Origin of the sequence: Puniceibacterium sediminis (assembly GCF_900188035.1) — a bacterium.
In the GTDB taxonomy this organism is placed as follows: Bacteria; Pseudomonadota; Alphaproteobacteria; order Rhodobacterales; family Rhodobacteraceae; genus Puniceibacterium; species Puniceibacterium sediminis.
Genome location: NZ_FZNN01000001.1, coordinates 219,413 through 243,564 on the forward strand (window position 1 = coordinate 219,413; position 24,152 = coordinate 243,564).

Annotated in this window: 15 protein-coding genes and 1 riboswitch; of the genes, 6 read left to right on the forward strand and 9 right to left on the reverse strand. The window is 62.5% G+C overall.

Features of this window, described 5'->3' with window-relative positions; genetic code table 11:
• Positions 1 to 48 precede the first annotated feature (48 nt).
• Both CHB75_RS01120 and CHB75_RS01125 read right to left on the reverse strand, forming a co-directional pair.
• A complete protein-coding gene (locus CHB75_RS01120; protein ID WP_089268672.1) occupies positions 49 to 3,492 on the reverse strand; it encodes a pyruvate carboxylase in 3,444 nt (1,147 codons plus the stop codon).
• Between the two features lie 120 nt (positions 3,493 to 3,612).
• Positions 3,613 to 4,749: an alpha-hydroxy acid oxidase gene (locus tag CHB75_RS01125; protein WP_089268673.1), complete on the reverse strand. Its 1,137-nt coding sequence runs from the start codon at positions 4,747 to 4,749 to the stop codon at positions 3,613 to 3,615.
• A gap of 142 nt (positions 4,750 to 4,891) precedes the next feature.
• Here CHB75_RS01125 and CHB75_RS01130 point away from each other — a divergent pair, with 142 nt between their 5' ends.
• The gene (locus CHB75_RS01130; RefSeq protein ID WP_089268674.1) at positions 4,892 to 7,321 is read left to right on the forward strand and encodes an ATP-dependent helicase; all 2,430 of its coding nucleotides are present in this window, start codon (positions 4,892 to 4,894) and stop codon (positions 7,319 to 7,321) included.
• 133 nt (positions 7,322 to 7,454) lie between these two features.
• Here CHB75_RS01130 and CHB75_RS01135 read toward each other — a convergent pair whose 3' ends face one another.
• Positions 7,455 to 8,120 carry a glutathione S-transferase N-terminal domain-containing protein gene (locus tag CHB75_RS01135; protein ID WP_089268675.1) on the reverse strand — a complete coding sequence of 222 codons (666 nt, stop codon included), beginning with the start codon at positions 8,118 to 8,120 and terminating at the stop codon, positions 7,455 to 7,457.
• Positions 8,121 to 8,158: 38 nt separating this feature from the next.
• Positions 8,159 to 8,563 (reverse strand): hypothetical protein, encoded by a 405-nt coding sequence (locus CHB75_RS01140; protein WP_141135059.1) that lies wholly within the window; start codon positions 8,561 to 8,563, stop codon positions 8,159 to 8,161.
• 281 nt (positions 8,564 to 8,844) lie between these two features.
• On the opposite strand from CHB75_RS01140, the gene metZ reads away from it, so the two are divergent.
• The 3 genes from metZ to CHB75_RS01155 all read left to right on the forward strand — a co-directional run bounded on the left by metZ (position 8,845) and on the right by CHB75_RS01155 (position 12,850).
• On the forward strand, positions 8,845 to 10,014 hold the full coding sequence (metZ, locus tag CHB75_RS01145; protein WP_089268677.1) for an O-succinylhomoserine sulfhydrylase: 1,170 nt from the start codon (positions 8,845 to 8,847) through the stop codon (positions 10,012 to 10,014).
• Positions 10,015 to 10,157: 143 nt separating this feature from the next.
• Entirely contained in the window at positions 10,158 to 11,261 is a 1,104-nt protein-coding gene (gene folE2 / locus CHB75_RS01150) for a GTP cyclohydrolase FolE2 (RefSeq protein ID WP_089268678.1), read from the forward strand.
• Between the two features lie 140 nt (positions 11,262 to 11,401).
• Positions 11,402 to 12,850, forward strand: coding sequence for a TrkH family potassium uptake protein (locus tag CHB75_RS01155; RefSeq protein WP_089268679.1), 1,449 nt, complete (start codon positions 11,402 to 11,404; stop codon positions 12,848 to 12,850).
• Positions 12,851 to 13,035: 185 nt separating this feature from the next.
• Here CHB75_RS01155 and CHB75_RS01160 read toward each other — a convergent pair whose 3' ends face one another.
• Together CHB75_RS01160 and CHB75_RS01165 are read right to left on the reverse strand one after the other, a co-directional pair.
• Complete coding sequence (locus CHB75_RS01160) at positions 13,036 to 16,128, reverse strand: valine--tRNA ligase (RefSeq protein ID WP_089268680.1); 3,093 nt, start codon at positions 16,126 to 16,128, stop codon at positions 13,036 to 13,038.
• A 1,124-nt stretch (positions 16,129 to 17,252) separates the two neighbouring features.
• A complete protein-coding gene (locus CHB75_RS01165; RefSeq protein WP_089268681.1) occupies positions 17,253 to 17,471 on the reverse strand; it encodes a DUF1127 domain-containing protein in 219 nt (72 codons plus the stop codon).
• Positions 17,472 to 17,705: 234 nt separating this feature from the next.
• On the opposite strand from CHB75_RS01165, the gene CHB75_RS01170 reads away from it, so the two are divergent.
• Complete coding sequence (locus tag CHB75_RS01170) at positions 17,706 to 18,770, forward strand: Mrp/NBP35 family ATP-binding protein (RefSeq protein ID WP_089268682.1); 1,065 nt, start codon at positions 17,706 to 17,708, stop codon at positions 18,768 to 18,770.
• A gap of 48 nt (positions 18,771 to 18,818) precedes the next feature.
• On the opposite strand, the gene CHB75_RS01175 is transcribed toward CHB75_RS01170, so the two are convergent.
• The 3 genes from CHB75_RS01175 to CHB75_RS01185 all read right to left on the reverse strand — a co-directional run bounded on the left by CHB75_RS01175 (position 18,819) and on the right by CHB75_RS01185 (position 22,567).
• Positions 18,819 to 19,577, reverse strand: a complete 759-nt coding sequence (locus CHB75_RS01175; RefSeq protein WP_089268683.1) for an ABC transporter ATP-binding protein — start codon at positions 19,575 to 19,577, stop codon at positions 18,819 to 18,821.
• Complete coding sequence (locus tag CHB75_RS01180) at positions 19,574 to 20,554, reverse strand: FecCD family ABC transporter permease (protein WP_089268684.1); 981 nt, start codon at positions 20,552 to 20,554, stop codon at positions 19,574 to 19,576. The genes CHB75_RS01175 and CHB75_RS01180 overlap by 4 nt, the downstream gene beginning before the upstream one ends.
• Positions 20,555 to 20,686: 132 nt before the next feature.
• Positions 20,687 to 22,567, reverse strand: coding sequence for a TonB-dependent receptor plug domain-containing protein (locus CHB75_RS01185; RefSeq protein WP_245840583.1), 1,881 nt, complete (start codon positions 22,565 to 22,567; stop codon positions 20,687 to 20,689).
• Positions 22,568 to 22,645: 78 nt separating this feature from the next.
• Positions 22,646 to 22,855, reverse strand: a riboswitch (cobalamin riboswitch).
• A gap of 790 nt (positions 22,856 to 23,645) precedes the next feature.
• On the opposite strand from CHB75_RS01185, the gene mraZ reads away from it, so the two are divergent.
• Positions 23,646 to 24,152 (forward strand): division/cell wall cluster transcriptional repressor MraZ, encoded by a 507-nt coding sequence (gene mraZ / locus CHB75_RS01190; RefSeq protein ID WP_089268686.1) that lies wholly within the window; start codon positions 23,646 to 23,648, stop codon positions 24,150 to 24,152.

Here is a 24,152-nt window from a genome sequence, read left to right on the forward strand (position 1 = left end):
AGACGGATCCTGTTCCCTTGCGCGGAGGAAGGCCAGGGAGCCTTGGGGTTACTCCAGTTCGATCAGCAGATCCTTGGCGTCGATCTGGCCGCCTGCCTGCACATGCACCGCCTTTACCGTGGCGTCGCGTTCGGCGTGCAGGCCGGTTTCCATCTTCATCGCCTCGATGGTCAGCAGCAGATCGCCTTCTTTCACGGACTTGCCGACCTGCACCGCGACGGTCGCCACCACACCCGGCATCGGCGCGCCGATGTGGTTGGGGTTGCCGACTTCGGCCTTGGGGCGGGCGGTTGACGATGCCTTGGCCTTGCGGTTGGGCACGCGGATGGTGCGGGGCTGGCCGTTGAGTTCAAAGAACACCCGCGCCTCGCCATCCTCTTGGGTTTCGCCGATGGCCTGAAGGCGGATTTCCATGATCTTGCCGGGGTCGATTTCGGCGGTGATCTCTTCGCCCGGCTCCATGCCGTAAAAGAACGTTCTTGTCGGCAGGACACGGACGGGACCGTAGGTGCGGTGGCGGCCCATGTAGTCAAGGAACACCTTGGGATACATGAGGTATCCCATCAGATCCTCGTCATCGACTTCCTTGCCTTCCAGCTCTTTGCTGACCTCGGTGCGGATCTTTTCCAGATCGGCGGCTGGAACGTTCTTGCCGGGGCGTTCGGTGTTGGGTTTTTCACCTTTCAGCACCTTCTTGACGATTCCCGTGGGAAAGCCGCCCGGGGGCTGGCCAAGGTTGCCCTTCATCATGTCAATGACCGAATCCGGGAAGCTGACGTCGCTTTTGGGGTCTTCGACATTGGCGCGGGTCAGGCCCTGGCTGACCATCATCAGGGCCATGTCGCCGACCACCTTGGACGAGGGCGTGACCTTGACGATATCGCCGAACATCTGGTTCACGTCCGCATAGGTGCGGGCGATTTCGGGCCAGCGTTCCTCGAGGCCAAGCGAGCGGGCCTGGGCGCGCAGGTTGGTGAACTGACCGCCGGGCATTTCGTGCAGGTAGACTTCGGAGGCGGGGGCCTGCATGGCGGATTCAAAGGCGGCATATTGCATGCGCACCTGTTCCCAGTAGTTCGACATGTCGCGGATTGCGGACATATCAAGGCCGGTATCGCGGTCGGTAAAGCGCAGCGCCTCGACCACCGAACCAAGCGTGGGTTGCGAGGTGTTGCCCGAGAGCGCATCCATTGCGGCATCGACGGCATCAACCCCGGCCGCGGCGGCGGCCATGATTGATGCGATGGCTGCACCCGATGTGTCGTGGGTGTGGAAGTGGATCGGCAGGCCGACCTCTTCCTTCAGCGCCTTGACCAACGGACCGGCGGCAGAGGGTTTCAGCAAGCCGGCCATGTCCTTGAGGCCCAGGATGTGAGAGCCTGCGGCCTTCAGCTCCTTGCCCATCTCGACATAGTATTTCAGCGAATACTTGGCGCGGTCGGGGTCAAGGATATCGCCGGTGTAGCAGATCGAGCCTTCCAGCACCTTGCCGGAGTCGAGCACCGCATCCATCGCGACGCGCATGTTTTCGACCCAGTTGAGCGAATCAAAGACGCGGAAGACATCGACGCCGGACAGGGCGGCGCGCGCGACAAAGGCCTGAACGACGTTGTCGGGGTAGTTGGTGTAGCCGACGCCGTTCGATCCGCGCAGCAGCATCTGCGTCATGATGTTGGGCATCTTGGCGCGGATATCGCGCAGGCGCTGCCATGGGCATTCCTGAAGAAAGCGATAGGCCACGTCGAAGGTCGCACCACCCCAGCATTCGACCGAGAACAGGCCCGGCAGGTTGGCGCCATAGGCCGGTGCGGCCTTGATCATGTCGATGGACCGCATCCGGGTGGCCAGCAGCGACTGGTGCCCGTCGCGCATGGTCGTGTCGGTGATCAGCACCTGTTTCTGCGCCGCCATCCAGTCGGCCACCGCCTGCGGGCCCTTTTCATCGAGCAGGTTGCGGGTGCCGTAGGGCATGGTGTCGGCGCGGGTCGCGGGGGCCTTGGGGTTCTTGAGGTCGGCCAGCGGTTTGGCGCGGCCCTCGACCTCGGGGTGGCCGTTGACGGTGATGTCGGCGATGTAGGTCAGCACCTTGGTGCCCCGGTCGCGGCGCTTCTTGAACTGGAACAGTTCGGGCGTCTCGTCGATGAACTTGGTGTGGTACTGATTGTTGAGGAAGGTCGGGTGCTTGAGCAGATTTTCCACAAAGGCGATGTTGGTGGAAACGCCCCGGATGCGGAATTCCCGCAGGGCGCGGTCCATCCGGGCGATGGCCTTTTCCGGGGTCTGGGCAGAAGCGGTGATCTTGACCAGCAGCGAATCGTAATACCGCGTGATGACCCCGCCGGCATAGGCGGTACCGCCGTCGAGGCGAATGCCCATGCCGGTGGCCGAGCGATAGGCGGTCAGGCGGCCATAGTCGGGGATAAAGTTGTTCTGCGGGTCCTCGGTCGTGATCCGGGTCTGGAGCGCGTGGCCGGTGAGGCGGATGTCATACTGAGACGCCTTGCCGGTTGCCTCGGCCAGTGATTTGCCCTCGGCGATCATGATCTGGGCCTGCACGATGTCGATGCCGGTGACTTCTTCGGTCACGGTGTGTTCGACCTGCACGCGGGGGTTCACTTCGATGAAGAAGAATTTGCCGCTGTCCATATCCATCAGGAATTCGACCGTGCCGGCGCATTCGTAATTCACATGGGCACAGATCTTGCGGCCCAGTTCGCAGATTTCTTCGCGCTGGGCCTCACTCAGATAGGGGGCGGGGGCGCGTTCGACCACCTTCTGATTGCGGCGCTGCACCGAACAGTCGCGTTCAAACAGGTGGTAGATGTTGCCCTGCTGGTCGCCAAGGATCTGCACCTCGACGTGGCGGGCGCGCAGGATCATCTTTTCAAGATACCCTTCGTCGTTGCCAAAGGCGGCCTTGGCTTCGCGGCGGCCTTCGCGGACCTTCTCCTCAAGCTCTTTCTCGGACATGATCGGGCGCATGCCGCGACCGCCGCCGCCCCATGACGCCTTGAGCATCAGGGGATAGCCGACTTCGGCGGCCTGTTTCTTGATCTCGGCCATGTCATCGCCCAGCACTTCGGTCGCGGGGATGACCGGAACGCCGGCCTCGACCGCGACACGGCGCGCGCTGGCCTTGTCGCCCAGCTGGCGCATGGTCTTGGCCTTGGGGCCGATAAAGGCGATTCCGGCCGCGTCGCAGGCATCAACGAAATCGGGGTTTTCGGACAGCAGGCCATAGCCCGGGTGGATCGCATCGGCGCCACATTCACGGGCGACGCGGATGATGTTGGGGATGCTGAGATAGGCGGCGACGGGGCCAAGGCCTTCGCCAATGCGATACGCCTCATCCGCCTTGAAGCGGTGTAATCCCAGCTTGTCCTCTTCTGCAAAGACGGCGACCGTCTTTTTGCCCATTTCATTGGCAGCGCGCATGATGCGGATAGCGATTTCGCCACGGTTCGCGATGAGGATCTTCTTGAATTCGGGCATGGGGAGCTTCCTGAGAATGAGGATTGCCGTGAGGTTACGGAAGAAGTTTCAGCTTCACAACTGGCCGGAACGGGTAGGTCGCCTGTGCCCGGTTGGATGCCTCAATTTGTGGCGGTCGGCCTAGCCCAGATGGGCAAGGCCGCGCAGATCGGTCGGGCGGGCGACGCCCAGCTGGCCAAGGTTGGCGGCCATGTCGCGGGCCAGAGTGTCAATCAGGTGGGCCGGGCCGTCCTGCCCAAGGGCGGCAAGCGCGTAGTGAAAGGCGCGGCCCAGCATGACAAAATCCGCGCCCTGGGCGATGGCGCGCAGGATATCCAGCCCGCCTTCGATGCCGCTGTCCATGATCAGCGGCAGGGTGGTGGCGGCGCGGATGGCGGGCAGAACCTCGATACTGGCCGGGGCGGCGTCGAACTGGCGGCCGGCGTGGTTGCTGACCCAGATCGCATCGACGCCGGAACGTTCCAGCCGCGGCACATCGGCGGGGTTCAGCACACCTTTGACCACCAGATTGCCCTGCCAGTGTTCGCGCAGCCAGTCGAGGTAATCCCAGTCGGGCGAGGTGCGCAGCAGGTATCCGACATGGGCGGTGGAATCCTTTGACCCCGTGTCGCTGCTGTAATCATCGAGCGTGCGCATATGCGGCATGCCCAGCCGCGCCGTGCCCATCGCCCAAGCGGGGCGCAGCGCCACCTGCGCCAGCAGGCGGGGCGTCAGGCGTGGCGGTTGCGTCAGGCCCGAGCGCAGCTGGCGTTCGCGGCGCGAGGCGACGGGGACATCCACGGTCAGGATCAGGGTGGAAAAGCCCGACTCACGCGCGCGGCGCAGCATGTCACGGCGAATCTCGGTGTCGCGTGGCGGATAAAGCTGGAACCAGCCCTTGCCACCCGTCAGCGGGCCGATGGTTTCGGGGGTCTGGGTGGCGACGGTCGACAGGCCATAGGGAATGCCCGCGCGGGTGGCGGCGGTGGCCAGCGTGCGTTCGGCATCGGGCCAGACCAGCCCCGACATGCCAAGCGGCGCGATGCCCACCGGCAGGGGATGGGTTTCGCCAAGCAGGGAGGTCGTCAGATCAGACGAGATTTCGCCGTGCAGGATCGAGGGGGTGAACAGGATACGGTCAAGCGCTGCGCGGTTGCGGCGCTGGGTGGCTTCGGTGCCGGTGGCCGAGTCGAGATACTCCCAGACAAACCGGGGAATACGTTGACGGGCGCGGGCGCGCAGGTCGGTGATGGCGGGGAAGCGGCTGTTCATGTCCATGGCGCATGATTGGCCGGTTGCGGGACCGGCTGCAAGGGGGGACGCGTTGCTGTTCAGGAGGTTACAGGCTTTCCCCGGCGGCGGCTGGAACAATTCCCGAACATCCCTTTATCTCGGACAGCGACAGCGCTATCTTGGGGGGATGAGCAGTTTCGATGAAATGGACGCCTTCGAAGGCGCTTCGCTGTCCGCGCGCGCAATGGCCGCCCGGCCCGCGCCCTATCTGGATGAGCTGAACCCCGAGCAGCGGTTGGCGGTCGAAACCATGGACGGCCCGGTGCTGATGCTGGCCGGGGCGGGCACGGGCAAGACCAAGGCGCTGACCGCGCGGATCGCGCATCTGCTGACCACCGGTCGGGCGCGGCAGGACGAGATTCTGGCGGTGACCTTTACCAACAAGGCCGCGCGCGAGATGAAAGAGCGTGTGGGCCGCCTGCTGGGGGGCACGGCTGATGGTGTGCGCTGGCTTGGAACGTTCCATTCGATCTGCGTCAAGCTGTTGCGCCGGCATGCCGAACTGGTGGGGTTAAAATCGAATTTCACCATTCTGGATACGGATGACCAGATCCGGCTGCTGAAACAGCTGATCCGGGCCGAGGGGATCGATGACAAACGCTGGCCGCCGCGGATGCTGGCCAACATCATCGACGGCTGGAAGAACCGCGCGCTGACGCCTGACAAGGTGCCTGCGGCGGATGCGGGGGCCTATAACGACAAGGGGCCGAAATTATACGCCGCCTATCAGGCGCGGCTGAAGGAGCTGAACGCCGTCGATTTCGGTGATCTGCTGCTGCATGTCGTCGTGATCTTTCAGAAGCATCCCGACGTGCTCGAACAATATCAGCGCTGGTTCAAGTACATCCTTGTGGACGAATATCAGGATACCAACGTCGCGCAGTATCTGTGGCTGCGGCTGCTGGCGGCGTCGCACAAGAATATCTGCTGCGTGGGCGATGACGACCAGTCGATCTATGGCTGGCGCGGGGCCGAGGTGGGCAACATCCTGCGGTTCGAGAAAGATTTTCCCGGCGCGCATGTGGTGCGGCTGGAGCAAAACTACCGTTCGACCCCGCATATCCTGAAGGCGGCGTCGGGGGTGATCAAGGGCAACTCGGGCCGGTTGGGCAAGGAGCTGTGGACCGAGGTGCCGGATGGCGAAAAGGTCCGGCTGATCGGTCACTGGGATGGCGAGGAAGAGGCGCGCTGGATCGGTGAAGAGGTCGAATCGATGCAGTCCGGTACGCGCGGGATGCGCAGGGTTTCGCTGGACGACATGGCGATTCTGGTACGGGCGTCACATCAGATGCGGGCGTTCGAGGACCGGTTTCTGACCATCGGATTGCCCTACCGGGTTATCGGCGGGCCGCGGTTCTATGAGCGTTTGGAAATCCGCGATGCCATGGCCTATTTCCGGCTGGTGATATCCCCCGACGATGATCTGGCGTTTGAGCGGATCGTGAACACGCCCAAGCGGGGGCTGGGTGACAAGGCGCAGCAGACCATTCAGGTGGCGGCGCGGGCGGCGGGTGTGAGCCTGGTCGAAGGCGCGCGGATGGCGGTGGATCAGGGGCTGATCAAGGGCAAGGGCGGGTCCGAGCTGCGCAAGCTGGTCGAGGGGCTGTCGCGCTGGAATAGCAAGCTACACGGCCCGGTGCGGGCTGTGGGCCTTGGCGAGGATGACGTTCTGGACGATGGGGCCGACGGTCCGCAGTACGAATATGGCCCCCCAGAGATCAGCCATATGGAGCTGGCCGAGATCATTCTGGACGAGAGCGGCTACACCACGATGTGGCAGAACGACAAGACGCCCGAGGGGCCGGGGCGGCTGGAGAACCTCAAGGAATTGGTGAAGGCGCTGGAGGGGTTCGAAAACCTGCAGGGGTTTCTGGAACACGTCAGCCTGATCATGGACAATTCGACCGAAGATAGCGGCGAAAAGGTTTCGATCATGACGCTGCACGCCGCCAAGGGGCTGGAATTTCCGGCAGTCTTTCTGCCGGGGTGGGAAGACGGGCTGTTCCCGTCGCAGCGCAGCATGGACGAAAGCGGCGTCAAGGGTTTGGAGGAAGAGCGGCGGCTGGCCTATGTGGGCATCACGCGGGCCGAGGAGCTGTGCACGATATCCTTTGCCGCCAACCGGCGGGTTTATGGCCAGTGGCAATCACAAATGCCGTCGCGGTTCATTGACGAGTTGCCAGAGGCGCATGTGGAGGTGCTGACGCCGCCGGGGCTGTATGGCGGTGGGTACGGCGCTGCGGGCATGGGCGGCGCGTCATCGGGGATCGAGAAGCGGGCGATGGAGGCGAATGTCTACAACTCGCCCGGCTGGAAGCGGTTGCAGGAGCGCGCGGCGACGCGGCCGATAAGCCAGCCCAAGGAAAGCCGCAACACGGTGATCGATCTGAACGCGGTGTCATCCTATGTGATGGGCGAGCGGGTGTTTCACCAGAAGTTCGGTTATGGCGCCATTATCGGGATCGAGGGTGACAAGCTGGAAATCGAATTCGAAAAATCGGGCACCAAGAAGGTTGTGGCGCGGTTTATCTGCGCGGCGGATGATGTTCCGTTCTGAATTCGGATCTGTGGTGATGTGATCCGGCGGCATGCGCCTGCGGCGCATTCTGGTCATGTCGAGCGCGGCCCTGTGGCCACGGTCTTCGCGCGGGTTGCGATCTGACGCCTTTGTCCGGTCGTGGTGCGGGTGGTCAGGTTTGTGGTTTTGCCGTTGGATCGCGGCGTTTATCCGCGTGCAGGGCGCGGCCACGTTTGACCGCCGGGCGATTGCCGACGGTTTCGAGCCAGCGGGCAAGGTTTGGCTTGTCCTCAAGCGTCTGCTGCTGACCTTCCCAGAGCGAGGCCCAGCCCCAGATCGACATGTCGGCGATGCTGTAGTCGGGGCCAGCAACGTATTCGTTTTGGCCAAGCTGGTGGTCGAGCACCTTGTAAAGGCGTCCGGTTTCGCTGCGGAAGCGGTCCTTGGCGTAAGGAATGTCCTGTTTGGCGAATTTCAGAAAGTGGTGCGTTTGCCCGGCCATCGGGCCAAGGCCGCCCATCTGCCACATCAGCCATTGATCCACGGCAATGCGGTCGCGTTCGGTTGCGCCGCCAAAGGTGCCGGTCTTGCGGGCCAGGTATTGCAGGATCGCGCCGGATTCAAAGATGTGGATCGGCGCGCCATCGGGGCCGTCGGGATCGGTGATCGCGGGGATCTTGTTGTTGGGGGACACTGCCAGGAATTCCGGCGTGAACTGGTCACCCGCCGAGATGTCGATGAGGTGGGTGGTGTAGGGCAGTCCCATCTCTTCGAGGACGATGGACGCCTTCCAGCCGTTTGGCGTGGGCCAGAAATAGAGATCGATTGGGGTGGTCATGCGGGGGCTCCTGAAATGGCCCGCCGATCATGCCGGATTTATGCGCGACCGCAAGTCCGGGGTCGTTCAGGTTTTGCGCTGGGGTCTACGCGGCTTTGATGATTGTACCACGCCGTTTCGCAATGCAGCACCTCGCCCCGGAAGGCGGCGCAATAGAGGTCGATCACGCGGCGCATCCCGCCCCAGGCCATGCGTTTTGGCAGCCATTGCGCGCGGGTTGACGTGATGTGACAGCGCGCCGAGAATGTCATGTCCGCCGCGCCCCCGGTCAGACGGTTGAGCCGGATCGAGAGCACGAAAAGCACCGCTTCGGTGAATTCGTCTTCCAGCGTGTTTTCCGGCATGGCATTGGCGACGGCTGCGTCCAGGCTTTGTCGCAGCCCGTCCAGCCGCATCATGTCAAGGAACAGGGTTCGCGCAGTGCTGGTGTCGAAAAAGGACATGGTCAGGCCCCACAAGATCTGGTTGCTGATCGGTAACCCATCCATACGAAGCTGGCGTGAAGCGGCTGTTACAGGACCGTGACGGTATTGACCTGTTGCGCAACGCCACCTAAGAGATTTGCGTGGCGATTTGTTACCGGATTGCGGGCCACTCGGGGGGAGACTGACTGGTGTCAGGCGCAACCCCGGAAATGCCGCTAAAGAGGTCAGACGACGAGGGAGCCCCCTTGCGCTTGGCCGCAACGGGGTTTTTTTGTGGCCGCGGGCCAGGAGACAGAACAATGAAGAAACGCACACAGCTGGTGCATGGCGGGACCAAACGCAGCCAGTGGGGCGAGCTGAGCGAGGCGATTTTCCTGACTCAGGGATTTGCCTATGACAGCGCCGAGCAGGCCGAGGGCCGGTTCATCGACTGTGCGCCGGACGAGTATATCTATGCCCGTTACGGCAACCCGACCGTGCGCATGTTCGAAGAGCGTATCGCGCTGCTGGAAGGTGCCGAGGACGGGTTTGCCACGGCAAGCGGCATGGCGGCGGTCAACGGCGCGCTGGTGTCGATGCTGAAAGCCGGGGACCATGTGGTTTCGGCCCGGGCGCTGTTTGGGTCCTGTCTGTATATCTTGGAGACGATCCTGCCGCGCTTTGGCGTCGAGGTGACCTTTGTCGATGGTGCGGATCTGGAGCAGTGGCGCGCGGCTGTGCGGCCCGACACCAAGGCGGTGTTCTTTGAATCCATGTCCAACCCGACGCTGGAACTGGTGGACATCGAAGGTGTGGCCAAGATCGCCCATGCGCAGGGTGCGCTGGTGCTGGTCGACAACGTGTTTTCCACGCCGGTCTATTCAGATGCCATCGCGCAGGGCGCGGATGTGGTGATCTATTCCGCGACCAAGCATATCGACGGGCAGGGCCGGGTTCTGGGCGGTGTGATCCTGGGCACCAAGGATTTCATCCGCGGGGTGGTTGAGCCCTACATGAAGCATACTGGCGGATCCATGAGCCCGTTCACGGCCTGGGTGCTGCTGAAGGGGATCGAGACGATCGACCTGCGGGTGCGCGCACAGACCGACAGTGCGATGGCGGTTGCCCGCGCGCTTGAGGGGAAACCCGGCGTGGCAAATGTGATCTATCCGGGGCTTGAGAGCCATCCGCAATACGCGCTGATGCTGCGGCAGCTGGGCAAGGGCGGCACGATGCTGTCCATTGACCTTGCCGGTGGCAAGGCGGCGGCGTTCCGGTTCCTGAATGCGCTGGAGGTTATCCTGATCTCGAACAACCTTGGGGATGCGAAATCCATCGCCACCCATCCGGCCACCACGACGCACCAGCGTCTGGCACCCGAACTGCGGGCGTCGCTGGGGATCACCGAAGGGCTGATCCGCCTGTCGCTGGGCATCGAAGACCCCGAGGATCTGGTCGAGGACGTGTTGCAGGCGCTGGCGGCCGTCTGAAATACAGCTGCATGATACTGCCCCTGCCGGTGAACTTATGGTGATCTGGCGGGGGCATCCCTTCGTATTGTTCTGTAAAATTGGAATTCCTTTGTCGGAAGACTTATGTAAGCATTGAACGCTGAGGCGAGAGGGGCCTACTGATGAACATGCACACGCCCGAAATGGACCGCAAACCAAGCCGCGAAGAGGCGGCTGCGGCGCTTGCCGTGCTGCGAAAATGGGCCGGAAAGGCCCATGACAGCGAAATCGAATCTCTGGACCCTGTGCTGGCCCGTCTGGCGCCTGACGCGCCGGTCGACGCCTATCCTTTGCTGTCGCGCGCCTATGAGGCGGATTTCGACGCCAGCCCCGCCTACAAGGACACTCTGCCGGATCTGCAGAACGGTCCTTCGGCGCTGATCAAGGGGGCGAACCGGGCAATCCAGCATGTGGGCATTTCGAATTTCCGCCTGCCGATTCAGTACCACACCCGGGACAAGGGCGACCTTTCGCTGGAAACCAGCGTGACGGGGACCGTGAGCCTTGAGGCCGACAAGAAGGGCATCAACATGTCCCGGATCATGCGGTCGTTCTATGAGTACGCCGAGGAAACCTTCAGCTTTGGCGTGATCGAGGCGGCGCTGGACGACTACAAGACCGATCTGGAAAGCTTTGACGCGCGCATCAACATGCGGCTGAAGTTCCCGGTGAAGGTGCAAAGCCTGCGTTCGGGACTGTCGGGGTACCAGTATTACGATATCGCGCTGGAACTGATCGAGATCGACGGGGTGCGGCGCAAGATCATGCATCTGGATTATGTCTACAGCTCGACCTGCCCCTGTTCGCTGGAATTGTCGGAACATGCCCGCCGCACGCGCGGACAGTTGGCGACGCCGCATTCCCAGCGGTCGGTCGCGCGGATTTCGGTCGAGCTGACGGCGGACGGTAAATGCCTGTGGTTCGAGGATCTGATCGACATGTGCCGCCGCGCGGTGCCGACGGAAACGCAGGTCATGGTCAAGCGCGAGGACGAGCAGGCCTTTGCCGAGCTGAACGCGGCCAATCCCATCTTTGTCGAGGATGCGGCACGGCTGTTCGCCGAAGCCTTGCAGAATGATCCGCGGATCGGTGATTATCGCGTGCTTGCCTCGCACCAAGAGAGCCTGCACAGCCATGACGCGGTGTCGGTGCTGACAGAAGGCACTACATTTGCCAGTGATTCACTGGATCCCAAGCTGTTCTCGACGCTGTTCCACGTCGGCTGATCGGCGGGTGCGCCTGAGTTTTCCGGGCAGGTGCAGGGCGCGATATTGCGGCATCTGTCGCGGGTGACGTTGCCCCGGCGGCTGCCGTTCCGAGAGCATCGGCTTGACACCAGAGCGGCGCGGGGCCAACGCTTCGCCTCATGTTTGACCTGCGCCCCGTCTTTTATGTGATCGGTATCCTGGTGACCATTCTGGGCGCCACGATGCTTTTGCCGATGCTGGTGGACATCGCCGAGGGGCGTGGCGAATGGACCGTGTTCGCCCAAAGCTCCATCGTCACAATGTTCTGCGGCGGGTTGATCGCCCTGGCCTGCGCCAATGCGGTGCAAGAGCGTCTTTCGATCCAGCAGACCTTTCTTCTGACCACGGGGGTCTGGGTGGCGCTGCCGATCTTTGGCGCGATTCCCTTTGCGATGGGGGCGACAGAGGCGCGCTTTGTGGATGCGTTTTTCGAGGCGATGTCGGGCATGACCACCACCGGGTCAACGGTGTTCACCGGGCTTGAGACGCTGCCCAAGGGCATCCTGCTGTGGCGCGGGCTGCTGCAGTGGCTGGGCGGGATCGGGATCATCGTTGTCGCCATGGTTTTCCTGCCCGAACTGCGGGTTGGTGGCATGCAGGTGTTCCGTTCCGAAGCCTTTGACACGATGGGAAAAATCCTGCCGCGGGCGACCGAGATCGCCTCATCCATCTCGACCATCTACGTGACGATCACCATGGCCTGCGCGGTGTCCTATCTGATGTGCGGGATGAACGCCTTTGATGCCTCTGTGCATGCTCTTAGCACTGTTTCGACCGGCGGATTCTCCAACTACGATGCGTCTTTCGGGACATTCTCGGGGCCTGCGGAATACGTCGCTTCGGTGTTCATGATCCTCGCCGCGTTGCCCTTCGTGCGCTACGTGCAGATGGTGAACGGCAATCAGCGGGCGATTTTCCGCGACAGCCAGGTGAAGACCTTTTTGATGATCATCACGGTGCTTGTCCTTGTCACGGTTTTTGTGCTGTTGCGGGTGTTTCCGCATCATCCGGAGCAGGCATTTCGCGAGGCGTTGTTCAACATCACCTCGATCATTTCGGGGACCGGCTATGCCTCGGTCGACTACATGACCTGGGGGCCGTTCCTGATTGCGCTGTTCTTTTTCATCGGGTTGATCGGCGGCTGCGCCGGGTCGACTGCGTGTTCGGTCAAGGTGTTCCGGTATCAGCTTTTGTTCGCGTCGATCGGGGTGCAGCTGCGCAAGATCCGCGCGCCGCACGGGATCTTTACCCCCCGTTACGAGGGGCGCGTCGTGGGCGAGGATGTGCTGTCGTCGGTCATTTCGTTCTTTGTTTTCTTCGTCGTGACACTGGGAATTCTGTCGGTGGCGCTGGGTATGACAGGCCTGGATTTCGTGACCGCGATTTCGGGGGCGGCGACGGCGCTGGGCAATATCGGCCCGGGTTTGGGCGACAGAATCGGTCCGTCGGGCAATTTTCAGGGGCTGAACGACACGGCAAAGTGGATCCTGATCTTTGCCATGTTGTTGGGAAGGCTGGAGCTTTTGTCAGTTTATGCGATTTTGACAGTGCGGTTCTGGCGGGCGTGAAGCCAGGCCGACCGAACATTTTCTGCGAAAATCGGACAGAGCGAAAAGCGCCCGCACCCTAGGGGGAGGAGGCCGGGCGCTTTTCCAGCCCGTCAAGTCCGGGCTGAACTGCTCTGACGGGCAGAAGAACTCTTGTCTTCGCCGATATCTAACACTCGGGTGTTACTTAATGGTTAACGCCCGGATCAGCCCAGTTCGGCGAGCCGGGCGAGGGCGGCTTTGAGGGCGGTTTCCTCTTCTTCGCGGGCGTTCAGGTTGTCGCGGGCTTCCTCGACCACCTCTTCTGGTGCGCTTTCAGCGAACTTGGGGTTGTTGAGACGCCCCTTGAGACCGCCGATTTCCTTGCCTAGTTTGCCAAGCGTCTTTTCCAGCCGTGCCTTTTCCTCGGCCACGTCGATGATCCCGGCAAGGGGCAGGCCAAAAGTGCCGCCCGCGACGGGAACCGTGACGCAACCCTTTGGGAAGCCTTCGGTTTTGTCGAGGCTGTCGATACGGGCAAGACGCTTGATCAGCGCCTCGTTGCGGTCCCACGCGGCCTGTCCGGCGGCGTCGAGTTCGGTGACCAGCATCGGCACCTGAAGGCCTGCGGGGACGTGCATCTGGGCGCGGGCAGAGCGGACTCCGTCGATCAGGGAGATGACCCAGGTCATTTCGGAGTCGGCGGTTTCATCAACAAGGTCAGACACTTGGTAGGTGGGCCAGTCGGCGTGGATCAGCATCTGGTCGCGCTTGGCCATGGTGCCCCAGAGTTCTTCGGTGATGAAGGGCATGATGGGGTGCAAGAGGATCAGACACTGGTCGAGAACCCAAGCCATTGTGGCGCGGGTTTCGGCAATGATTTCAGCATCCTGGCTGTCGAACAGCGGCTTTGAAAACTCGACATACCAGTCGCAGACCTTGCCCCAGACAAAGGCATAGAGCGCACTTGCCGCGTCGTTGAAACGGTAGTTTTCAAGGGCGTCGTTGACCTCGGCCAGGACCTTGGCGGTTTCGCCGATGATCCATTTATTGGCCGTCTGGGAAGCGTCTGGAAAGCGTATGGATTCCGTATGGCTGGCGTATGGCTGGAACACGCCGTTCATTTCGGCAAAGCGGCAGGCGTTCCAGAGTTTGGTCGAGAAATTCCGGTAGCCGGCGATGCGCTGCGTGTCGAGTTTCAGCGCGCCACCGACCGAGGCCATGGCGGCATTGGTAAACCGCAGGGCGTCGGTGCCGAATTCGTCGATGAGGTCGAGCGGGTCAACGACGTTGCCAAGCGATTTCGACATCTTCTTGCCCTTGGCGTCGCGGACGAGGCCGTGCAGGTAGACGGTTTTGAACGGCACCTGATCGACGACGGTCAGCTGCATCATCATCATGCGCGCGACCCAGAAGAACAGGATGTCGGTGCCGGTGATGAGGTCACTGGTCGGGAAGTATTTGTTCAGTTCCGGCGTCTGTTCGGGCCAGCCGAGCGTGCCGATGGGCCAGAGACCCGAGGAGAACCATGTGTCGAGCACGTCGGGGTCGCGGAAGACCGGGATCGCCTGCGCGCGGTGGCGCTGATCGACGCCGGTGTAGTCGGTGCCCTGGGACAGCATGTCGGCCAGCATGTCTTCGGCCGCGGCGGCGTCTTCGACGATCAGGAAATCGGCCTCATCCCCAAAGAAAAGCTGCATCTCTGCCAGGGCTTCTTCCTCGGTCGCGGCGCAGAAGCTGCGCCATTCACCGCCAAGGCCCGGGGTGTGCCAGACCGGGATCTGGTGGCCCCACCACAGCTGACGCGAGATGCACCAGGGTTCGATGTTTTCCAGCCAGTGGAAATAGACCTTTTTCTCACGCTCGGGCAGGATCTGGGTCGTGCCATCGCGCACGGCGTCGAGCGCCGGGCCGACGATCTTGGCCGTGTCGACGAACCATTGGTCGGTCAGCATCGGTTCGATGACAACCTTTGAGCGGTCGCCAAAGGGCTGCATGATGGTCTTGGCCTCGACCAGCGGGACCAGTTCATCTTCGCGCGCCTCGCCGCCCTCTTCGGGGGCGATGGGCTTCTTGGCGGCTTTGCCAAGGCGGGGATCGTTCATCTGGGTCATCACGGCCAGACCTTCGGCGGTGATGTCGGCAATGACGCGTTCGCGCGCCTCGAACCGGTCAAGGCCGCGATAGGCCTCGGGGACCAGATTGATGGCGTCCACTTCGGCTTCGGTGAACTCGGCACCGTCGATGATGGTCTGCGCCTTGGCGGCCTCGTCCACGTAGGGGGCGCCGTCGGCGCGCATGGCACCGCGGGTGTCCATCAGGCGGTAGCAGGGGATGAAATTGCGCTTGGCGACGGCATAGTCGTTGAAATCATGCGCGCCAGTGATCTTGACCGCGCCCGAGCCGAACGTCCGGTCGGGGTATTCATCGGTGATGATCGGGATCAGGCGGCGCTGTTCCTTGGGGCCGACGGGGATTTCGCAAAGCTTGCCCACGATGGGCGCATAGCGTTCGTCCAGCGGATGCACCGCGACCGCGCCGTCGCCCAGCATGGTTTCGGGGCGGGTTGTGGCGATCGAGATATAGTCGCGGGTTTCGGTAAAGAGGATTTCGCCGTCTTCATCCTTTTCCACGTATTCGTATGTCTCACCACCGGCGAGCGGGTATTTGAAGTGCCACATGTGGCCCGCGACGTCGATGTTTTCGACTTCAAGGTCGCTGATCGCGGTTTCAAAATGCGGGTCCCAGTTGACCAGCCGCTTGCCGCGATAGATCAGGCCCTTGTTGTACATGTCCACGAAGACCTTGATCACGGCGTCGTGGAAATTGCCCTCTTCGCCCTTTGGCGCACCGGGGGCGCCGGACATGGTGAAGGCTTCGCGGGACCAGTCGCAGGAGGCGCCAAGGCGCTTTAGCTGGCCGATGATGGTTTCGCGCGACTTGATTTTTTGCTGCCAGACGCGTTTCAGGAAATCGTCACGCCCCATTTCGCGGCGCGAGGGTTCCTGATTGGCGGTCATTTCGCGTTCGGTCACCATTTGCGTCGCGATGCCGGCGTGGTCGGTGCCGGGCTGCCAGAGCGTGTCGAACCCCTGCATCCGTTTCCAGCGCACCAGAATGTCCTGAAGCGTGTTGTTGAAGGCGTGGCCCATGTGCAGCGACCCGGTCACGTTGGGCGGCGGGATCATGATGCTGTAGGGCTGCGCGTCGGGGTTGGACTGCGCGGGGCCGGCACCGGCCTTGAACGCGCCCGCCTCTTCCCAGGCTTTGTACAGGCGCTGTTCGGCCTCGGCGGCGTCGAATGTTTTTTCCATCGGCATGGGTGCGTGTCCCGTTCTGCTTAATTCTGTTGCCAGTGGTCTATCGAAGCGACGGGCCAAGGGGAAGCGGGAGCCGCGCAAAAACGCTGTTCAGGCGCAAACAGGCTGGCGACCCGGGGGGCTACGGAAGCGTGCGCAACAGGGAGCGGGTGCAATTGCGGCGCAGCGTCGGCACGGTGAGTGCGGGGCGTCACAGGGTGCTGCGCTTTGTGGTTATTCTGGGTGCCATTTACGCAATGCGGCCTAGCGCCGCGGTGTGTTGTCGGCGGTGTTGGTGGGTGCCGGTGCGTTGCGTTTTGGGGAGGCACCTGACGCAGCGGCAGGCTTTGTCCAGCTCGGGCTAATTCGCGTGGCAATTGATAAATTCATTTTGACTGCAATCTGGAATTGTCCGCCCGCTTGTCGGGTGGCCCTGCGCGGGCCGATGCCGGGCTGGCAGGGCGCTGGCGCGAGGTTTTCAGATATGTGGGACATAAAAAAACGGCGGCGCGAGGGAAACTTGCGCCGCCGTTTGAGTTCACGAAACCCCAGGGAGGAGGAGAGGGGCCCCGATTGGTGTGGTCCGCAGTGGCAGACCGGAAACTTAGGTGCGGCGACACCAGGGAGGAGGAGAGGTGCCGCCGCGCTATCGAACGACCCAGGGAGGAGGAGGGGCCGCCGAACTGATGTGGGAGTGGGTCCCGATGGACCGATCCCGGAAGCTTAGGTGCGGCGACACCAGGGAGGAGGAGAGGTGCCGCCGCTTTATCGACCGACCCAGGGAGGAGGAGAGGGCCGCCGAACTGTTGTGGGAGTGGGTCCCGATGGACCGATCCCGGAAACTAGGTGCGGCGACACCAGGGAGGAGGAGAGGTGCCGCCGCTTTATCGACCGACCCAGGGAGGAGGAGGGGCCGCCGAACTGTTGTGGGAGTGGGTCCCGATGGACCGATCCCGGAAACTTTGGTGCGGCGACACCAGGGGGGAGGAGTAGTGTCGCCGCGCTATCGAGGACCCAGGGAGGAGGAGAGGGCCACCGAACTGTTTTCAAGGAACTCTATCTTCCTTGATTTAGTTTCAATGCTTCGCCAGAAAAACATCTGCCGTTGCGTCATGCAGGGGCATCATCTGCCCGCTGCCGAAAGTTTAGGCCGCGTAAGCCGCCTCGTAAGCGACGCGGCGCAGGATGGAGCGGTGCAGGCCCAGATCGGCCAGTTCACGGTCATTCAGCGATTGCAGCTCGTCCAGCGTGTTGCGGTAGAGCTTGCGCTTGGCCAGGCCAGTGCGCAGAGTGTGGACGATTGCCGAAAAGCGCGATGCTGCTGCATCTTGCGGTGCGGTGTGGATGTTTGTTGCGTAGGCCATTGTGCTTCGCCTCGGTTCATGTGTTTCGTTCTGTTGCATCCAAGATGGGGTAATTGCTGCAGTTGCACAATGGTTTTTAGGCTCAATGCTGCTATGCAGAAAATGCATAGTGAATACTGACCTATTTCAGGCAATTGCTCACCTGTTGGGCGAAAGTACGTACGGTTTATTGTTAGCGTTCACACAATCGAAACAATCGCTCGGGGTTCGGGCGCGATTCGCGGGAGATTTGGCATGGATTTGATGGAGACAGAGATTCGGGCGCAGCTTGCGCGACTCGTCCTGCCGGACGGTGGGGACCTGATTTCGCGTGACATGATTCGCGCGCTGAACGTTGATCAGGGCCGGGTGAGGTTTGTGATCGAGGCACCTTCGCCCGAAATCGCCCGCCAGATGGAGCCACTGCGTGTGGCCGCCGAGAAGATCGTGGCGGAAATCGCAGGGGTGGAATCGGTTTCGGCGGCGTTGACGGCACATGGCCCGGCGCAAAAGGCGCCATCGCTGAAGATCGGCGGGCATCCGAAACCGCAGGCGGGTCCGACCAAGCCCGCCGGTGTTGACCGCATTCTGGCCATCGGGTCGGGCAAGGGCGGTGTGGGGAAATCCACCGTGTCGTCCAACCTTGCCGTGGCGCTGGCGCGGCAGGGGCGGCGCGTGGGGTTGCTGGACGCAGATATATATGGTCCCAGCCAGCCGCGCATGATGGGGGTCAGCAAACGGCCCGAAAGCCCGGACGGCAAGACGATCATCCCGCTTCAGGCGCATGGGGTGACGATAATGTCGATCGGGCTGATGCTGCCCGAAGACAAGGCGGTTGTCTGGCGCGGGCCGATGCTGATGGGCGCGTTGCAGCAGATGCTGGGGCAGGTGGCCTGGGGCGAGCTGGATGTGCTGATCGTGGATCTGCCGCCCGGGACCGGCGATGTGGCGATGACGCTGTGCCAGAAGTCTGATCTGACCGGGGCGATCGTGGTGTCGACGCCGCAGGATGTGGCGCTGCTGGATGCGCGCAAGGCGCTGGACATGTTCGCGACGCTCAAGACGCCGGTGCTGGGGCTGATCGAGAATATGTCGGTGTTCCACTGCCCGCATTGCGGTGGCGAGAGTCATATCTTTGGCAGTGGCGGCGTGCAGCGCGAAGCAGAGCGTCTGGGCGTGCCGATGCTGGCGTCTTTGCCGATTGACCTTGAAACCCGGCTGGCCGGGGATGGCGGTACCCCGGTTGCGGCGGGCGAGGGCGTGATGGCCGAGGCCTATGCCCGGCTGGCCGAGGGGCTGATCAAGGGCGGTATGGCCTGAGTCGCGGCGCGCCCAGAGCATGTCGCGTTCAATCAAACGCGATATGCGCTAGCTCAACACACCCAGCGGCTGGAACAGCGGGCCATCGTCGGTCATGTGCACGCGGGCGCGCAGGTGAAAGACTTCGGCCAGGGTGTCGGGAGTCAGTACTGTGGCCGGGGGGCCGTCGGCGTGCAGGCGGCCACGGTGCAGCAGGATCAGCCGGGTGCAGTAGCGCGCGGCAAGCGACAGATCATGCAGCGAGGTGAGCACGGCGCGGCCTTCGCGGGCGAGATCGGCAAAGACCTGAAGCGTGGACAGCTGCGCCGCCGGATCAAGCCCCGCGATGGGTTCATCCGCCATCAGCAGGGGCGTGTCCTGCGCAAGGGTGCGGGCGATCAGGACGCGGGCCTGTTCACCGCCCGAAAGTTCGGTCGCCAGACGGTGGCGGAAGGCGGTCAGCCCCATCCGGTCAAGCGCTGCGTCGACGGCGGCCTGATCCTCCGGGCGCAGCCGGGTGCCGCGCGGCATATGCGGCAGGCGGCCCAGTGCCACGACGGATTCGACCGTGACCGGCCAGGCGATTTCGCGCGACTGCGGCAGCCAGGCGGCCTGTGCGGCGCGGGCGCGCGGGGACATCTGTGACAGGCTGCTGGTGCCGGTGTGGGGCAAAAGCCCAAGGGCTGCGCGCATCAGCGTGGTCTTGCCCGAGCCATTGGGGCCGATCAGGCCGACGCATTCGTCGGCTTTGATGTCGAGTGTGACATGGTCAACCACCGGGCATTGCCCGCGCGTGACCGTCAGATCGGACAGGCGCAGCAGGGTCATGGCAGCTCTTTCCTTGTCCGGTATATAAGGTGCAGGAACAGCGGCGCGCCGATCAGGGCCATGACGACCCCAAGCTTGAGGTCCCGCGTCGGCAGCACCAGTCGTACCGTTATATCGGCGGCAAGGACCATGGACGCCCCGCCAAGGGTGGATGCCCAGAGCAGGGCCGAGGGGCGGCCTTGGGTCACGCGGCGCAGAAGATGTGGCACGATCAGCCCGACAAACCCCACAGCCCCGGCGACGGCGGTGGCGGCGCCCACGGCGGCGGCGGTGCCGATCAGCAGGCGCAGGCGCAGCGATGACATCGAAATCCCCAGCGACCCGGCGGCGTCTTCGCCCAGTGTCAGCGCGTCCAGCCCCCGGCCGAGCGTAGCGAGCAGCGCCCAGCCCAGAAGCATGACCGGCAGGGCGAGGGTCACATGCTCCATCGAACGGTCCGCGACCGAGCCCATCATCCAGAAGATGATCTCGGACGCGGCATAGGGGTTGGGTGAGAGGTTCAGCACCAGCGCGGTCAGCGCGCCGGCCAGCGCGGAAATGGCGATACCGGCAAGGATCAGTGTCATCGACCCGCCGCGCGGCCCGGCCAGCAGCAGGATCAGCCCGACAGCGGCCAGCGCGAACAGCAGGGCCGAGAGCGGCAGCGCAAGGGTGAACAGGGTGGCGATGCCGGTTTGCAGGGCGATGACAGCGCCAAGGGCGGCAGCGCCCGAGACGCCGATCAGCCCCGGTTCGGCCAGCGGGTTGCGCAGATAACCCTGCATTGCCGCGCCCGACAGCCCCAGCGATCCGCCAACCATCGCCGCCAGCAGGGCGCGCGGCAGGCGGATTTCCTGCAGGATCATGATGTGCAGCGGATCGCCCCAACCCAGCAGCGCGCTGAGCGCCGCGACGGGCGTGATGGCGACACTGCCAAGGCAGAGCGACGCGGTGAACAGCGCCAACAATAGTCCGGACAGGATCAGGGCGAGCTTCATTCAGGTCTCATGATCATTGGGCCGACCTTTGCGGTTTTGACGCGCGGGTCATTGGTGCCGCTAACACACCATATAATAGAGAGAGCCGCCACCGCCCGGGATGCACCCGATGCGGCGGCGGGACAGAGGCGTTCAGAATGACGCGACAACGCCAAAATACGCGGCCCGGTCAGAGGTCTGGTAGCCGGGGATTGCCTCGTACTGTTCGTCGAACAGGTTCTCGACGCGGACATAACCCTCGACCCCGTTGCCGAAATCATAGCCGAGCTTGGCGTTCACGACAGTATAGTCGCTCGGGACGGACTGGACGCCTGACGCGCCATAGGTTGCCGCAAGATCGGCACGGCGCGTCAGGCTGGCGGCTGCGCTGATCTGATCGGTAATGTCCGCAAGAATCCCCAGATCCAGCGCGTAACGCGGTACGCGCTGCAGCGGATTTTCGTCCTTGTCGCGGGAGTCGGTATAGGTGAACGCGCCAGTCAGGGTGATGCGGTCCGTGACAGGCATCTTGCCCGAGAGTTCGATACCTTTGGACGCCGAGGTGCCGTCGATCTGGTTGTAGGCGGTGGTGTAGTCGATCAGATCGTCGATTTCGGTGTAGAACAGCGTCGCGGTCACCGAGGCACCGCCGACAAAGGTCTTTTCGACGCCAAGGTCAAAGCTGCGGCTTTGTTCAGGGTCGAGTTTGGGATTGGCACCGAAGTTGCCGTACAGTTCATTCAGCGACGGCGCGCGGAAGCCATTGGCCAGAGTGCTGCGCAGGGTAAGATCATTGCGCGCGCGCCATGTGAGCGCGGCGCGTCCGGTTGTGAAACCGCCGAATTGCGAGTTTTCGTCGTGACGCACCGACAGGGCCAGATCGAGATCGGGCGTGGCGGCATATTGCATTTCGGTGAACGCACCGGTGACGCGGACCTCTTTCTTGGTGAAGCTGTCGGCGGTTTCCTGTGTCCAGTCCGCACCATAAGACAGGGTCAGAGCGGGCGAGGCTGTCCAACTGCCATTGTAGCCGATCTTGTCGCGCATCCCTTCAAATTCGGGGGTGAAGCCCAAGGGCGTAGTCCGGTCCATGGTGAAGCGCGAGATGTCGAAGGTGTGCTGAAGCGGGCCGGTTGTCGCTTCGACATAGGCGCGCAGGCCGCGTGTCCGGGTGTCGGCGGTGTTTGCGCCGGAGTCATAGTCGAATTCCGAATCGAAGGAGAAGCCGGTCAGACCCAGCCGCAAATCGGGCGTGAGGTCGTAATAGGCATCAAAGCTGTACTGTCCGCCGGCGAAGCCGTCCTTTTCTGAATCCGAGGAAAAGGCGCTGAACCCGTCGGTGCGTGTTCGCGATGCTGTCACGGCCAGACCTGATCGATCTGTGGAGACACCATAGGACAAGGTTGCGCGGCGTGTGCCATAAGATCCGACCTCGATCCCGACCGAGCCGGATGTGCCTGGCTCCTCTGCTGCATCGGCGGCGGTAAGGGCGACAAGACCGCCCACGGCTTCGGAGCCGTAAAGCGCAGATTGCGCGCCTTTGACGATCTCGACCCGGCCGATGCCGCCGCCCAGCACGTTCTTCCAGTCAAAGCTGGTCTGGGGCGAGGATGGATCGGAAATGTCGATCCCGTTCAGCAGAACCGTCACGTATCTGTCGCCGAGGCCGCGGATGCGAATGCCGCCGGTGTTGCTGTAGGACAGACCACCGGGGCCGCCTGCCTGCGTGAAGGTGACGCCGGGTGTCTGAGACATAATGTCGGTGAGGGAGTCACTGGCGCTGCCCTTGATCTCGTCGGCGTCGATGATGTCAACGCTGGCACCTGTGCGCGAGAGCGGCAGATCGCTCTGGTTGGCGTAAACGGTGATCGGGTCCAGTTGCAGAATGTCCTGGGCTGCGGCCGCGCGCGGCGTGACAGCGGGAATCGTGGCCAGCGCAAACAGCGAGGCGCCACACAAAAGGCGGGTCATGGTGAACCTTTCCGGGTCGTGCCCGCCTCTGTGGCGGGTCTTCGGGTCATCTTGGCGTGTCATTGGAAAGGGGCCCCTCCGCAAACGGTGAAAATCGTCACCACTACGGAGAACCGTAACCCGTGCGCGCCCCGCGCTGGGGTAGGGGTGATCACCTTGGCAGGTCTCCTGACTTGCGGGTCGCTGCGTGATACGGGCCTTCCCAGGGGTGTTCCCCAGTGGCATATGCCGGTCACGCTCGCCGCTCACAGTTGCGGGGGCAGTCGTGGATTTGTGCGGGGTCTGAACCGCGCGCACCACGTTCCCTATTCACCGAATGTCACCATCCGGACCGAGGCATCCCTTCGTTAGGCGGAGCGTGCCACGAAATCAAGCTGTCAAACGTGTCATGGGCGCAGGGTCGTCACGTCCGTTTGCCGGGTGTGTTCCTGCGGGGGGCGATGGCCGAACCTGTGACCTCATCGCGACAGTCTGGCGTGGTTTGTCGCCATCCTGCCGGTTCGGGGTGAGATCCGGTGGGATTTATGGGAATTCATGGGCGAGGCGCGAAAAGACGTCGGATCGCGAATCAAAAACTAAAGAAAGTGTTAATATTCAACTGATTCCGGCCTGTTCTGAGGGTGCGTATGGCTGATGCACCCCCGTCAGGCGCTGAGATGGAATATTTTTTGGGATTTCGGGGGAATTTTTTGCGTACTCAGTTGTGCACTATATGTAGTGTGTAAGTCGAAAATTTTCACCAATTCAGCGAATTCAGGGATAATCACCCCCAAAAACCACGCTTGTTCCTTAGTCAAAAGGCAGGGCGAGATAGCGGCGTGGTGCAAAAATGAGTTGATTCCCACGAATTCCCATGGCATCCATAGTGCATGCGATGAGGGACGGGAAAGACAGAGGGTCATCAAGAACCCCAACGAACATTCCCAGACTAAAAACAAGAGAACCGGCAGGTTTCATACAGGCCCCGACCTTCATCGTACCGCAAGAGATCCAGCGCGCGAGCGAGCAGACATCCCCCCAGATGGCGCGCGCAGCTGGTCACTCCCGCCACAGCGGGACGAAGACGCCGGGTTGATCAGTGGCAGCGGATCTTCCCGGCGTTTTCATATCCAGGGCGCAGATAAAAAGGGCACACGGGACAGTGGGTCGCAGGTTCAGAGGCGAAAGCCAGCATAAGGTCGACAATAAGGGCAGGGTGTCTATCCCGGCCTCGTTTCGCCGTGTGCTTGAGGCGTCGGACCCGAACTGGACCGAAGGGCTGAGCCCCGAGCTGGTCATCGTCTATGGCGATCACCGCCGCAAATTTCTGGAATGCTACACGATCGAGGCGATCGACGAGGTCGATGCAAAGATCGACGCCATGCCGCGCGGCGCGATGGAGCGCAAGATGCTCCAGCGGCTGTTCCATGGTCAGAGCCATCCCACCAACGTCGACGAAACCGGCCGCCTTGTGCTGCCGGCCAAGCTGCGCCAAAAGATCGGGCTTGAGGGCGAGGCGTTCTTTATTGCCAATGGCGACACGTTTCAGATCTGGAACCCCGAGACCTACGAAGCCGAAGAGGTCGCCAAGACCGAGGAATGGCTGGACGAGCTTCCCGAGGATTTCGATCCGCTCAGCTTCCTGGATGGCGCGACGTTGGAGGGTTAG

Coding starts and splice junctions, on each gene's coding strand:
- CHB75_RS01125 (WP_089268673.1), bottom strand. CDS start 4,749: ATGGACATGAACAGCCGCTTCCCCGCCATCACCGACCTGCGCGCCCGC.
- CHB75_RS01120 (WP_089268672.1), bottom strand. CDS start 3,492: ATGCCCGAATTCAAGAAGATCCTCATCGCGAACCGTGGCGAAATCGCT.
- CHB75_RS01170 (WP_089268682.1), top strand. CDS start 17,706: ATGGATTTGATGGAGACAGAGATTCGGGCGCAGCTTGCGCGACTCGTC.
- CHB75_RS01175 (WP_089268683.1), bottom strand. CDS start 19,577: ATGACCCTGCTGCGCCTGTCCGATCTGACGGTCACGCGCGGGCAATGC.
- CHB75_RS01180 (WP_089268684.1), bottom strand. CDS start 20,554: ATGAAGCTCGCCCTGATCCTGTCCGGACTATTGTTGGCGCTGTTCACC.
- CHB75_RS01130 (WP_089268674.1), top strand. CDS start 4,892: ATGAGCAGTTTCGATGAAATGGACGCCTTCGAAGGCGCTTCGCTGTCC.
- CHB75_RS01160 (WP_089268680.1), bottom strand. CDS start 16,128: ATGCCGATGGAAAAAACATTCGACGCCGCCGAGGCCGAACAGCGCCTG.
- CHB75_RS01165 (WP_089268681.1), bottom strand. CDS start 17,471: ATGGCCTACGCAACAAACATCCACACCGCACCGCAAGATGCAGCAGCA.
- CHB75_RS01140 (WP_141135059.1), bottom strand. CDS start 8,563: ATGTCCTTTTTCGACACCAGCACTGCGCGAACCCTGTTCCTTGACATG.
- folE2 (WP_089268678.1), top strand. CDS start 10,158: ATGAACATGCACACGCCCGAAATGGACCGCAAACCAAGCCGCGAAGAG.
- CHB75_RS01155 (WP_089268679.1), top strand. CDS start 11,402: ATGTTTGACCTGCGCCCCGTCTTTTATGTGATCGGTATCCTGGTGACC.
- metZ (WP_089268677.1), top strand. CDS start 8,845: ATGAAGAAACGCACACAGCTGGTGCATGGCGGGACCAAACGCAGCCAG.
- CHB75_RS01135 (WP_089268675.1), bottom strand. CDS start 8,120: ATGACCACCCCAATCGATCTCTATTTCTGGCCCACGCCAAACGGCTGG.
- CHB75_RS01185 (WP_245840583.1), bottom strand. CDS start 22,567: ATGACACGCCAAGATGACCCGAAGACCCGCCACAGAGGCGGGCACGAC.